This is a genomic window from Peribacillus sp. YIM B13482, assembly GCF_042787975.1.
GTDB classification, from domain to species: domain Bacteria; phylum Bacillota; class Bacilli; order Bacillales; family DSM-1321; genus Peribacillus; species Peribacillus simplex_A.
The window spans coordinates 18,637-31,478 of sequence record NZ_JBHZPF010000001.1 but is presented as its reverse complement, the minus strand read 5'-3'; the positions used below and the strand labels follow the sequence as shown (position 1 = coordinate 31,478).

13 protein-coding genes are annotated in these 12,842 nt (G+C 41.4%); 7 read left to right on the top strand and 6 right to left on the bottom strand.

Annotated elements, in window-relative coordinates; all coding sequences use genetic code 11:
- Nucleotides 1–255: 255 nt before the first annotated feature.
- Nucleotides 256–1,098 carry an alpha/beta fold hydrolase gene (locus ACFX4L_RS00150; protein ID WP_377403476.1) on the bottom strand — a complete coding sequence of 281 codons (843 nt, stop codon included), beginning with the start codon at nucleotides 1,096–1,098 and terminating at the stop codon, nucleotides 256–258.
- Between the two features lie 309 nt (nucleotides 1,099–1,407).
- On the opposite strand from ACFX4L_RS00150, the gene ACFX4L_RS00145 reads away from it, so the two are divergent.
- Complete coding sequence (locus ACFX4L_RS00145) at nucleotides 1,408–1,908, top strand: Lrp/AsnC family transcriptional regulator (RefSeq protein WP_061465425.1); 501 nt, start codon at nucleotides 1,408–1,410, stop codon at nucleotides 1,906–1,908.
- Nucleotides 1,905–3,074, top strand: a complete 1,170-nt coding sequence (locus ACFX4L_RS00140) for an aminotransferase (RefSeq protein WP_089361849.1) — start codon at nucleotides 1,905–1,907, stop codon at nucleotides 3,072–3,074. Before ACFX4L_RS00145 ends, ACFX4L_RS00140 begins: the two co-directional genes overlap by 4 nt.
- A gap of 156 nt (nucleotides 3,075–3,230) precedes the next feature.
- Here ACFX4L_RS00140 and ACFX4L_RS00135 read toward each other — a convergent pair whose 3' ends face one another.
- Both ACFX4L_RS00135 and ACFX4L_RS00130 read right to left on the bottom strand, forming a co-directional pair.
- Nucleotides 3,231–3,587, bottom strand: a complete 357-nt coding sequence (locus ACFX4L_RS00135) for a helix-turn-helix domain-containing protein (RefSeq protein WP_061465423.1) — start codon at nucleotides 3,585–3,587, stop codon at nucleotides 3,231–3,233.
- Between the two features lie 140 nt (nucleotides 3,588–3,727).
- Nucleotides 3,728–5,071 carry a sodium-dependent transporter gene (locus ACFX4L_RS00130; RefSeq protein WP_377385230.1) on the bottom strand — a complete coding sequence of 448 codons (1,344 nt, stop codon included), beginning with the start codon at nucleotides 5,069–5,071 and terminating at the stop codon, nucleotides 3,728–3,730.
- Between the two features lie 347 nt (nucleotides 5,072–5,418).
- Between ACFX4L_RS00130 and yugI the strand changes: the two genes are divergently transcribed.
- The gene (yugI, locus tag ACFX4L_RS00125; protein WP_061465421.1) at nucleotides 5,419–5,823 is read left to right on the top strand and encodes a S1 domain-containing post-transcriptional regulator GSP13; all 405 of its coding nucleotides are present in this window, start codon (nucleotides 5,419–5,421) and stop codon (nucleotides 5,821–5,823) included.
- A 141-nt stretch (nucleotides 5,824–5,964) separates the two neighbouring features.
- Here yugI and ACFX4L_RS00120 read toward each other — a convergent pair whose 3' ends face one another.
- Entirely contained in the window at nucleotides 5,965–6,198 is a 234-nt protein-coding gene (locus tag ACFX4L_RS00120; protein ID WP_061465420.1) for a DUF378 domain-containing protein, read from the bottom strand.
- A gap of 202 nt (nucleotides 6,199–6,400) precedes the next feature.
- Between ACFX4L_RS00120 and ACFX4L_RS00115 the strand changes: the two genes are divergently transcribed.
- The 3 genes from ACFX4L_RS00115 to ACFX4L_RS00105 all read left to right on the top strand — a co-directional run bounded on the left by ACFX4L_RS00115 (nucleotide 6,401) and on the right by ACFX4L_RS00105 (nucleotide 9,903).
- Nucleotides 6,401–7,564, top strand: coding sequence for an iron-containing alcohol dehydrogenase (locus tag ACFX4L_RS00115; RefSeq protein ID WP_377385233.1), 1,164 nt, complete (start codon nucleotides 6,401–6,403; stop codon nucleotides 7,562–7,564).
- A 145-nt stretch (nucleotides 7,565–7,709) separates the two neighbouring features.
- On the top strand, nucleotides 7,710–9,056 hold the full coding sequence (locus ACFX4L_RS00110; RefSeq protein ID WP_089361844.1) for a glucose-6-phosphate isomerase: 1,347 nt from the start codon (nucleotides 7,710–7,712) through the stop codon (nucleotides 9,054–9,056).
- Nucleotides 9,057–9,498: 442 nt separating this feature from the next.
- On the top strand, nucleotides 9,499–9,903 hold the full coding sequence (locus ACFX4L_RS00105) for a YugN-like family protein (protein ID WP_089361843.1): 405 nt from the start codon (nucleotides 9,499–9,501) through the stop codon (nucleotides 9,901–9,903).
- Here the strand turns inward: ACFX4L_RS00105 and ACFX4L_RS00100 are convergent.
- On the bottom strand, nucleotides 9,900–10,892 hold the full coding sequence (locus tag ACFX4L_RS00100; protein ID WP_377385236.1) for a potassium channel family protein: 993 nt from the start codon (nucleotides 10,890–10,892) through the stop codon (nucleotides 9,900–9,902). The two genes, ACFX4L_RS00105 and ACFX4L_RS00100, sit on opposite strands and share 4 nt — an antisense overlap.
- Nucleotides 10,893–11,165: 273 nt before the next feature.
- Nucleotides 11,166–12,452 (bottom strand): glycosyl hydrolase family 18 protein, encoded by a 1,287-nt coding sequence (locus ACFX4L_RS00095; RefSeq protein ID WP_377403472.1) that lies wholly within the window; start codon nucleotides 12,450–12,452, stop codon nucleotides 11,166–11,168.
- Between the two features lie 165 nt (nucleotides 12,453–12,617).
- Here ACFX4L_RS00095 and ACFX4L_RS00090 point away from each other — a divergent pair, with 165 nt between their 5' ends.
- The gene (locus tag ACFX4L_RS00090; RefSeq protein ID WP_061465414.1) at nucleotides 12,618–12,827 is read left to right on the top strand and encodes an alpha/beta-type small acid-soluble spore protein; all 210 of its coding nucleotides are present in this window, start codon (nucleotides 12,618–12,620) and stop codon (nucleotides 12,825–12,827) included.
- Nucleotides 12,828–12,842 lie beyond the last annotated feature (15 nt).

The window sequence follows — 12,842 nt, the reverse complement described above, 5'->3', positions numbered from 1 at the left end:
TGTTTACTCGTGAGTTTACGCTGTTTACTCGTGAATTTGAGCTGTTTACTCGTAAGTTTACGCTGTTTACTCGTGAGTTTGCGCTGTTTACTCGTGAGTTTACGCTGTTTACTCGTGAGTTTGAGCTGTTTACTCGTGGGTTTGAGCTGTTTACTCGTGAGTTTACGCTGTTTACTCGTGAGTTTGAGCTGTTTACTCGCGAGTTTGCGCTGTTTACTCGTAAGTTTACGCTGTTTACTCGTGAGTTTTGTTTTTTTAAGTTGGGGAGGCTACACCAAGAAATTCCTTAATTAATTGATAAACCTCTTCCGGTTTCTCCTCTGGAAGAAGGTGCCCGGTATCCTCAATGACAACAAGCTCGGAATTAGGCAGGTCATCATGGAGCCTTTGGCCAATATCCAACGGTACCACTCTATCATGCCTTCCCCATATAAGCAGGCAAGGCGTATGGATATCACTAAGGTCTTCCTTCAACAAATCGATTTCCTTATCTCGGAGCATCCTCCCCAATGCACGGAAAATATCATGCTTCTTTATGAATGGCCCTAGATAGCCCTGTCGCATTTCATCGTCAATCATGGTCGGGTCATGAACGACATTTTTCAAGTTCTTTTCGATCCCTGACTTTTGTAAATACCGTTTTATCCCGAATGAAAAGAAAGGCAGGTAACTGACCATCTTCATTTTTTCCGAATAGCTGGGCTGATAGCCTGATCCGGCAAGGAGGATGGCATGGTCGACAAGATCAGGATGTGATTTTATGAGCTGCAGGGAAATCTGCCCGCCCATGGAATGGCCGATAATACTGAATTTCCTGATGTTTTTCCCCTCCAAGAACAGAACAACGGATTTAGCAATGTTCCGGAATGAATATGTATATCGATAATCCTTTCCGCTTTGCCCAAATGGGGGAAGGTCTATTGAGATCACATTGAATTCCTTGATCAAATAGGGCACTAATTTACGGAAACTGAAGCTGGATGACAAAAACCCGTGAAGCAGTACAAGTGTGGGGAAGGAATCATCCATATGGTCATATTCAAAATAGATTTCTATATTTTCCACCCGTTCAATGCCTTTGATTGTATGAATTTCCATATAAATCCCTTTCTCCTCTGGTATTAGTCATAGATACAAGTGTGTGTTCACCTGAATATCCCAAAAAAGGTCCTTAAATACTGTTGCATAACAGTAATTGTAATAATAACGATGAAAAAAGACAATTACTATAACAGGTCGCCAACCAATTTTGATATAATAGTATAAGTTTATCCTGACAGAATAGGACTTATTAATTTATATTGTCATATAGGATTCTAAAAAAGTCTAATAAGGTAATTCGTGAGACTAATCTGCCAGCCAAACCATCACATCTAAATTAGTGAATTCCAAAAGGGGGGTTTTCCAATGCACTTGAATGAAGAGGAATTGGAAGTCTTGAGAATCATTGAAAATAACAGCCGGATTGATCTGAAGGATTTGGCTAAAATGACCAATCTATCAGAAGCGGGCATTGAAATAACATTGAAGAAATTAGAAGATATGCGGGTTATTGTACGTTATTTAACAGTCATTAACTGGGCAAAAGTGGATGAATACCATGGTGTCACAGCGATGATTGATGTAAAAGTCACTCCGAAACGCGGTGTCGGTTTCGATGAGGTAGCAAAAAGGATTTACAAATTCAAAGAAGTCGAGTCCGTTTATTTAATGTCGGGGGCTTATGATTTATCAGTCATTGTCGAAGGGCGTTCTATGAACGAAGTGGCAAACTTTGTTTCAGAAAAACTTTCGACACTGGATTCCGTCATTTCTACGACGACTCACTTCATTATGAAAAAATACAAGCACGATGGCACAATTTTTGACCAAACTGATGAAGATAAGCGGATAGTGGTGTCACCATGATTAAAACGAGTTATGTTTCAAGAACGATTGCAGAGCTTAAACCATCAGGCATCCGCCGCTTTTTCGACCTGGCAGCCAATTTGGAAGGGGTCATCTCACTTGGTGTGGGTGAACCGGATTTCGTTACATCTTGGGCAGTGAGGGAAGCTGCGATCAACTCCTTGGAGGAAGGGTATACCTCTTATACGGCTAATGCAGGATTATTTGAATTAAGGTCGGAAATCAGCTGGTATATGGAGAAGCAGTTCCATGTTTCATATAGACCAGAGGATCAAATCATTGTCACGGTCGGAGCAAGCCAGGCTCTCGATATTGCCCTGAGGACCATCTTGAATCCAGGGGAAGAAGTCATTGTAGTGGAACCTTGTTTCGTCGCCTATGCACCGCTTGTGACCATGGCAGGGGGAATACCGGTCACGGTCCAAACTTCAAAGGATGATGACTTTAAGTTGACTCCCGGGCAACTCGAAGCGGCAATCACGCCTAAAACGAAGGCGGTTTTAATCTGTTCACCGAATAATCCAACTGGCACCCAGCTTGGACAGGAAGAATTAGTGATGCTTGCTGATATCATTAAAAAGCATGACTTGCTTGTCATTTCCGATGAAATCTATGCTGAACTTGCTTATGATGAGAAATTCACCTCTTTTGCTGCCATTGACGGCATGCTTGAGCGGACAATTGTCATCAATGGGTTTTCGAAAGGCTTTGCAATGACCGGATGGCGTCTTGGGTTCGTTTGTGCACCTAAGGAAATTTCTGAAGCGATGCTTAAGCTTCATCAATATGCGATGATGTGTGCGCCGACTGTTGCTCAACATGCTGCATTGGAAGCTTTAAGGCACGGAATGCAGGATGTAGAAGAAATGCGTCGGAGTTATCGGAGAAGACGAAATTATATCGTGAATTCATTTAACGATATGGGTCTTGATTGTCACAATCCTGGCGGGGCATTTTATGCTTTTCCTTCCATTGAGAAAACAGGGATGACTTCGTTGGAATTTGCTGAAAAACTTCTGACGGAAGAACTTGTAGCCGTTGTACCGGGAGATGTGTTCGGGGAAAGCGGTGAAGGTCATATCCGCTGTTCCTATGCATCCTCCATGGAACAACTTCAAGAAGCGCTTAGAAGGATGGAACGTTTCATGAAGAACCATAGCCAATAAAAGCAAAAAAATAGGGATCCGGCCGTTATAAGCAGCCGGATCCCTTTCCATAGGGGGAATTAGAAAAAGAGTTAATCTAATGGATTAACATAGAAAGTGTTAATCATAGTATATCCAGCACTCTGAAAAAAAATACACATACTACGACCATTTTTTTCAATTAGCTTGTGTATTATATAAAGTATGCATAACATTCAGAATTTGTTCTTCGCTAAAGTCTTTAGCTGTTCTTAGGATGAGCTCAGCCTTTTTGGATCCGATTTCTTCAATCAGCTTTTTTATGTCCTCGTCAACACCAGAAGCGTTCCCGGTTTGGGCGTCCTTCAAGAACTCTGAAGCTGGAATGTCAAGAACGGTCGAAAGCCGTAAAATGGTTTGAGTATCAGGAATCGATTCACCAGTTTCATACTTTTCAATCTTTTTGGTGCCGATTCGTAATTTCAAAGCCAGTTCCTGTTGAGTGAGGTTATGATCTTCTCGATATTGCCGGATATTCTTCGCGATATTTGACATAGTCAGGCACTCCTTTTTCAGGAAATATTTTCTTTATGTAATGATTTTACCATATTATAACTAAAGGAAATCAAATGAATATGTAGGTTTTGTGAAAAAAAATGCCGCCTCGAGAAATATCGAAACGGCATTTTGGATTACTAAATGAGATTAATTGAGTTAAGAAATACGAGTATGATCATGATCGGCACAATGTAGCGAATCAGGAAGTACCAAAGTTTAAAAAGTGACCGGCCGGAATCTGCGCCAGTTTCGAACTCTTTTTGGACCTCGATCCTTTTCATTTGATAGCCGATGAAAAGGGATATGAACAAGGCGCCGACTGGCAGTGCGATATTGCTTGTCAGATAATCAGCCAAATCGAATATGGATAAATTGAAAATCTTCACATCTGAAAGCACCCCAAATGATAATGCGCTTGGAATTCCAATCAAGAAAACGACGCTACCAGCTATCCAAGAAGCCTTCTTCCGCTTTGCGGTATCACCTTTGATCATGGCTGCAACGACGATCTCGAGAATGGAGAAGGCCGTTGTAAGTGTGGCGAATAATAATAATATGAAGAAAATGGCCATGAAGATCCCGCCGAGCGCCATTTCATTGAATACGGCAGGCAACACGACGAATACTAGTCCAGGACCGCTAGAAGGGCTGAAGCCCAGTGCGAAAACAGCTGGGAAAATGACTAAACCGGCTAACAAGGAAATGAAGATATTCAGTCCAACCACCGAGAAGGCAGATTTAGTTATATCTTCTTTTTTACTTAAATAGGATGCATAGGTTACCATCACTGAAACACCAACACTAAGTGCAAAGAAGGATTGGCCAAGAGCTAATAGGATCGTTTCCCCTGATAAAGCGGAAAAGTCCGGCTTCAAGAAGAATTTTACACCCTCCATTGCTCCATCCAGAGTCAAGGAACGGATGAGGAGAATAATGAAAAGAATGAACAATGAAGGCATCATATATTTATTCGCTTTTTCAATTCCTTTGGATACGCCCCCTTGCACGACCCAAATGGTTAAAACCATGAATAATAATTGAGCGATAACCGTTTCATAAGGATTGCTGATTATCGTATTGAAGAAGTTTCCATATTCAGTCTGGGTTAAGTTTGAAAGGGAACCGGTTAAACTTCTTGCTAAATAGGAGATGATCCAGCCGCCAACGACACTGAAGAAGGAAAGCAGAATGATGGAAGCGACGACACCGCCATATCCGATCAAAGCCCAAGGTTTTCCTGGGGCGATATATTTATATGCGCTAATGGCATCTTTCTGTGCATTGCGGCCAATTGTGAATTCCGCTATTAATATGGGGGCACCGATAAGCAGTGTGAACAAAATGAAGAGCAGGAAAAAGACCCCTCCACCATTTTCACCAGTCATATATGGGAGCTTCCAGATGGCGCCTAATCCAATAGCGGATCCCGCGGCTGCCAGGATAAACCCAAGTTTTGAAGTCCATTGTTCTTGTTTTGACATGATGGAAAAACTCCTTTAGATGTAAAGATTATCTAGCTGTAAACAATAATTTCTTTAAAACATTTTCTCATCTTACTATGATTATGAGGAAATGGGTAGTGTTTTAATATTACAATCTTTAGAAAAATGAGTAAATATCTTAAGGAAATGGAGGTTATTTGCAAATTTTTAGGTTAAATTATAAATAACGTTCTTATAATATTTATTATTTCCAAAAAACAAACATTTTTAATGAGTAAAATTTAAAAAAGTATGGTATACTTAACTTTGATTATTTTCCAATTATGTGATATAATTTTTTATTGCGTGAAAAGACGAAAAAATATATATAAAATAGGAGTGTTACCATGTCTGAAAAATTCGAAATTGGTGCGGTAGTTACTGGTAAAGTAACTGGTATTCAACCATACGGTGCTTTTGTTGCTTTAGATGAATCAACTCAAGGTTTAGTTCATATTTCTGAAATTACTCACGGATTCGTTAAAGATATCAACGAACATTTAAAAGTGAACGATGAAGTAAAAGTTAAAGTGCTTTCAATCGATTCAGCTGCTGGAAAAATCGGCTTATCGATCCGCGCAACAGAAGAAGCTCCTGAGCGTACTGAAGCTCCGAAAAAAGCTCCAAAAAAACGCCAAGCATCTGTTAAAGCAACATCTCACATCGAATCTACTGAAGGTTTCAACACATTGAAAGACAAACTTCAAGAGTGGATTGAACAATCTCAACGCGAAGACCTAATCAAAAAATAATTTTGTGAACCGACAGATCAATCGATCAGTCGGTTTTTTTTGTCATTTTCATGATTTCATGAAAATAAGTTAAATAAAGCCGGGCCATGTTTTTTATCCATGGTCTGGCTTTATTTTTATAGAATATAAACAAAATCCCTTTCAACGAGTCGGTTTGGTTTCTGGTTCACTGGCAGTTTCAGGACTTGGTTTAAAGAGAAGACCAAGGTTAATTAGGCCGGCAATTCCAACCAATCCATAAATGATACGGGCCATTCCAGCATCTTGCCCTCCGAAAATCGAAGCGACCAAGTCAAATTGGAAAAACCCTATTAATCCCCAGTTGATTGCCCCGATTATTGTAAGAACAAGTGCAATTCTTTGTATTCCGCTCATTGTACAGCCTCCTTTTTTTGAAAAAATCAGTTCTTTACTTATCATGCTTTTTCATCATGTAAATATACATCCTTGCAGAAGTTCCGGACGGATGCTTTGTATTTATATGGAACATTGGTCATAATGAAGAAAAGAAAAAAACTGCCAGTGGCCAAGTGGGCAATTTTCTAGAGGCCGATGTGGCATTAAGGAGAGAAATCTTTTGGAGAATTTCACTTATAAAAACCCTACTAAAATAATTTTCGGGAAAGATCAGCTTGAAAGTTTAAAAACGGAAATTCCTGCATATGGTGATAAGGTTTTACTTGTATACGGTGGAGGAAGCATAAAGAAAAATGGCTTATATGAAAAAGTGATCAATGCCTTGAAAGAGATCGATGCAGAGGTGCACGAACTTTCCGGAGTTGAACCGAATCCACGCATCTCAACAGTCCGGAAGGGTGTTGACCTTTGTAAAGAACATGGTATCGACTTTGTGCTTGCTGTTGGAGGCGGCAGTGTCATTGACGCGACAAAGGCCATTGCTGCCGGTGCTAAATATGAGGGGGATCCATGGGATCTAGTCATTAAGGAGGCATCAGTAGAAGAGGCCCTTCCGTTTGGAACGATACTGACTTTAGCTGCAACCGGCTCCGAGGCAAATTCCGGCTCAGTCATTACAAACTGGGAAACGAAAGAGAAATATGGATGGGGAAGTCCATTGGTATTTCCCCAATTCTCCATTTTGGATCCAGAAAATACTTTTTCGGTACCAAAAGATCAGACTGTATACGGAATGGTCGATATGATGTCACATGTGTTCGAAACGTACTTCCATCCGGAAACGCATGCACCTCTTCAAGACCGGTTTTGTGAATCGCTGTTACTGACAGTGATTGAAACGGCGCCTAAACTATTGGAAAACCTGGAGGATTATGAACACAGGGCCACTATCCTATATGCAGGAAATATTGCCTTGAATGGTTCGCTTGGGGTTGGCTACAGTGGGGATTGGGCAACGCATAACATTGAACATGCCGTTTCAGCTGTTTATGACATCCCGCATGCCGGAGGATTGGCCATCTTATTTCCAAATTGGATGAAACATGTGCTCCATGAAAATGTTGCACGCTTTAAACAGGTTGCAGTCCGTGTGTTCCATGTTGATCCGGAAGGTAAAACGGATGAGGAAGCGGCCCTTGAGGGCATTGAAAGACTTAGGTCGTTTTGGAGCAGCTTAGGTGCGCCGACCAATCTTTCGGATTATGGCATCGATGACTCACAATTGGAAGTCATGGCTGATAAAGCGATGAGCAGAGGGGGATTTGGGCGATTCAAAATCCTGAACCGTGAAGATGTCCTTGCCATTTTACGGGCTTCATTATAATTCAAGTGAAATGTTCATTCTCCCGCCTTGTCAGGTGGGAGATTACTTTGAACGTATAATTCATTATTTACCTGACCGATATCTTGATTATGAGAATTACATCAGATAAAGTGATAGGGAAACTAAAAATCAAGGAGGAATTTGAATGGCCCATATTCGTTTCGATTATTCAAAAGCCCTACCGTTTTTCGGGGAGCATGAAATTACCTATTTACAGGATGCTGTAAAAGTGGCCCACCATTCTCTGCATGAACAGACAGGGGCAGGCAATGAATATCTTGGCTGGCTTGATTTACCGGCCAATTATGATAAAGAAGAGTTCTCGAGGATCAAAAAAGCAGCGGAAAAAATAAAAAAAGATTCAGATGTGTTACTTGTTATCGGAATCGGTGGATCATACCTGGGAGCGCGCGCGGCAGTTGAAATGCTTCAACATAGTTTTTATAACATTTTGCCGACGGACAAAAGAAAAACACCACAAATTTTATTTGTAGGTAATAATATAAGCTCTACATATATGCAAGACGTAATGGACCTGCTGGAAAACAGGGATTTCTCGATCAATGTTATCTCTAAATCCGGTACGACGACTGAACCAGCACTGGCCTTCAGGATATTCAGGAAACTGCTGGAACAAAAATATGGTGTTGAAGAAGCTAAAAGCCGAATTTACGCGACCACTGACAAAGAAAAGGGCGCATTAAAAACGGTAGCAACGGAGGAAGGTTTCCAAACTTTCGTCATTCCTGATGATGTTGGTGGACGTTACTCTGTCTTAACGGCAGTTGGGTTGCTTCCGATTGCGGTCAGCGGGGCAGATATCGATCAAATCATGGAGGGAGCCGAGCGTGCAAGGTTGGACTACAGTTCTTCCGAGCTAGCTGATAATGAGGCATACCAATATGCAGCGGTTCGAAATATCCTTTACAATAAAGGGAAAACCATTGAAATGCTGATAAACTATGAGCCTGGACTTCAATACTTCTCTGAGTGGTGGAAACAATTATTTGGAGAGAGTGAAGGAAAGGATCAAAAGGGGATTTTCCCTTCATCCGCTAACTTTTCGACTGACCTGCATTCATTAGGGCAATATGTTCAGGAAGGGCGGCGTGATCTTTTTGAAACAGTCATCAAAGTGGAAAAGGCCCGTCATGAAATTTTAATTGAAGAAGCGGACAATGACTTGGATGGCCTGAATTACCTTTCAGGTGAAACGGTGCAATTCGTAAATAATAAAGCATTTGAGGGCACTCTTTTAGCACATACGGACGGTGGCGTTCCCAACCTGATCGTAACGGTTCCTAAGCTTGATGCTTATACATTTGGCTACCTTGTATATTTCTTCGAAAAAGCTTGTGCAATGAGCGGTTACTTACTAGGTGTCAATCCATTTGATCAGCCTGGAGTGGAAGCATATAAGGTGAACATGTTTGCGCTTTTAGGCAAGCCAGGATATGAAAAGAAAAAAGCGGAGCTCGAACAGCGCTTATAATAAAAAAGCATGAAGCAGGAATAACATCCAGCTTCATGCTTTTTTTATTGAACTCTAAAGTTAAATTAACATATTCGAATGCTTGCATTGAAAAACCGAAAAATTTGGGTTCATGTGTGCACAATTCATCAATGATGAATTCCAATTACACAGGTTCCGCAAATTCCGGTTCGGCATGGATGAAAAGGCTTTAAGCAAAGTGGGAGAAAATCCACCAGCTGCAACAGGAAGTGCGGCAATCTAGGTGCAGATCCAGCAATTGCGATTAAGGAAGCGCTGAGCTGAAAGAAACTTTATAAAAGAGCGTAAGGATACCTTGGGAATCAGTGAGGAAGCCAATCTTCTTATCCTGAATCGAGGGTACAATCGAGTCATTCCAGGGGTTTTTTAAAAGGCCTTTTGGTTAAGCTAATAGAAAAAATAGCGAAAGAGGTTTTTTACAATGATTAAAATTTCTTCTGAGTTGGAAGGGAAAACATTCGGTTTGTTCGACCTGGAGACGAAGTTAAAGCCGGAAGGATATGTGATAGGCGGAGGCTGGGATTATGACAACGGGTCGTTTGATTATAAAATGGATAACAGTGATGGGTACCAGTTTTTGCGTGTCCCTTTCAGGGCGGTTGATGGTTCACTCGATCAGGATGGGGTAATGGTCGAACTTTTACAACCGTTTTTGTTATCTCATAAATACGAGGACGGTGTTGACGGTGAAGGAAATATCGGAAACCTCACCGCTTCCTTCAATCAGTTTGCTGAGCCGGAAAATCCGGATGCCGAATTTCCGGAAAACTATATCTCTTATGGTAAATCGCTTGTCCATGATTTGGAAAAGCTTTTATTACATTAATCTTCAATGATGAGCAGGGTGTCATTGCGATGTATGATTACATTTGCAGGAGGCTTGATGAATGTCTCGCCTCCTGAAATGATGCCCACCAATAGAATGTCTTGATCAAATAGCTTGGCGCTCAACTGTTTAAACGTCAATTCTGCCCAGTCACTCTGGATGGCCAGTTGTTTGATGTTCAATCCATCCCATTCATTTTGCTCTTCAGCTTCCACAATGATCCCTCTCGATAAGCAATCCTGCATATAATCACTTGCAAATTTATTCGTTTCGACAATACCATCCGCTCCTGCCCGCAAAGCATTTTCCTTTTGTTCTTGCGTCAATATTTCCACAAGACAATACAAATGCGGATTCAAGCCTTTGACGGCCAGTAACGTTAATATCGAGAACATATCCGTATGCAGCTCGTCTTGCTTGAGGTCAGCAGTGATAAGGACGCGTATGGCCTGTTTTATATTAGCTTTTTGCAAAACGGAATCCAATGTAGCTTTTCCTTGGATAAAGTGGATATTCGTTCTTGGTAGCGGGTGCTTTTGCAGCGTATCATCTATAAGGACAATAGATTGATGATGAGTACTATTATGAATGTTTTGGATGATTCTCTTGGAACGGCCATTCCAGCCCACAATGATAATATGGCCACCGCCGCTGAATACTTTCTTTCCTGTTAGAAATTGCTGTTCATTGGAAATGGACATTTTAGCAATGTACGCAAAATAAGAGGTGATCAGGCCTGCACCTGACAAAATGAGGGTGATCCCAATGACTTTACCAAGATTGGTCACAGGCGTGTAATCTCCGTAACCTACCGTTGACATAGTCACGATTGCCCACCAGATGCCATCGAGTAAAGTAGGGAATCTTTTCGGCTCCACAAGGTGGATCAATACCCCGAAGGAGAGTAAAAATAATGCGATGGTAGAAAGCAATCTGATGAAACGCGGAATTCTAGGAACGGTGCTAATGTATGGACCGAATCGAATCATGTTTTTCACACCCCTTAAGCTATTCCTTTTAGTATGGTCAAAAAAGGCTTTGCTCATAAGGCAGTCAGACAAACTTTGAATCATGAATTTCGTAGATTATCTAAAAAAGTGCAACTCGGATAACAGGGAAATGATAAAAGCCTTCCGGAAGACGTCGGAAGGCTTTTATGGCTGAGTCACGTATCCTGAACTGGACTTCATGCTCGATGATGGATTATATGTCCGTTTGCGCTTCGGTATTCCAAAAGTTTGATAAATAGGCTCAATCTGTTCTTAGACCCTTCTGCGTACGTTGAAGTTATCACTGATGAGCAGCCAGTTTTGAGGGAAGGCTAGGCCGAGCTTCCAATAACTCATCCCCCTTAGATTCAATTCCTTGATTAAATCGAATTTTGCCTGAATGGATCTGGCATCTTCAAACCACACCTCATGCTGCCTATCCTCAATATCCGTATAATTGAAGTGCGGGGCCTGTGCGGTTTCATCATACTCGATGGCAACATTATTGGCAGCTGCAATCTGGATGGCCTGCTGCGGACTTACAGCCTTGGCAGTGGATCCCTGTACAAAAGGCAGGGTCCAATCATAGCCATATAGATTTTGCCCCATCAGGATTTTGTTGGAAGGAATTTCAGTGACGGCATATTCGAGCACATCCCGAACAGGTCCAATTGGCGATACAGCCATTGCCGGTCCCCCGCTATACCCCCATTCATAAGTCATGATGATAACGAAGTCGACGATTTCGCCATGTGCTTTATAGTCATGAGCCTCATACCAACGGCCTTTTTGTTCGGCACTTGTTTTGGGGGCAAGTGCCGTAGAAATGAACCATCCTTCTTTCTTGAAACGTTCCTTGGCTTTTCGGAGAAATTGATTATAAGCTTCTTTATCAGACGGCCTTAAAAACTCAAAGTCAAAGTGGATATCCCGGAATCCATATTTCTTTGCAGTTGAAACGATATTGTTCAGGAACTTATTTTGAACGGAAGTGTTCGTCAAGATGATTTGCCCGAGCTCATCGCTGAATTGGTCTTTTTCCTGATTCGTGATCACCATCATCAAGACATTTTTATTTTCCCTGGCGATGGCAGGGAATTCATTGAGCAATGGCTCTTTTAAGGAGCCGTCACGAAGCGCCTGGAAGCTGAATGGGGCCAAATAGGTTAAATAGGGCCCAGCTTCCCTTGCAGCCGTTTCAAGGGCCGGTGCAACCGTTGTACCCCTCGGCTCGACATACCCGTTGAATTCGGCGGTCCTTTTCTTACGTGCTGGAATATAGAGACGGTATCCAACGGATAAGTTTTGATTTTCGGAAATGCCATTTATTTTTGCCAATTCTTGAAAAGGGACATCAACCTTTTGGGAAATGGAAAAAAGACTATCACCGGGTTGAACGAAATAATAGCTGCCGACAATTGGAATGACAAGGGCCTGCCCAGTAACAAGATTAGTTGGGTTAGGAATCTTATTTGTTTCCACGAGCCTATCAACAGTTACGCTGTACGTCTGGGCGATGCCATATAACGTCTGGCCTGGCCTAACCACATGTATTTGCAAATCTTTTCCCTCCTACTGAAAGTTTCCTAACAGTTTATGAACAGAAAAAGAAATTCATGATAAAGAGCTTTGGATTGAAGGAATCGTAAAGAAAAATATTCAATAAATTGGCAATAATAATTTAAGCTAAAAATGCTAATTAATATTAGTAGGAGGTGAAAACACATGGCAAACAACAATAACAGCAATCAACTAGTAGTAGCTGGTGCAGAGCAAGCCCTAGAACAAATGAAGAATGAAATCGCTAGTGAATTTGGTGTAAACTTAGGTGCAGACACTACTTCTCGCGCTAACGGATCTGTTGGTGGGGAAATCACAAAACGTTTAGTTCAAATGGCTGAACAACAATTAGGCGGATCAAACTTTTCTCGTTAATAACTGAATAAATAT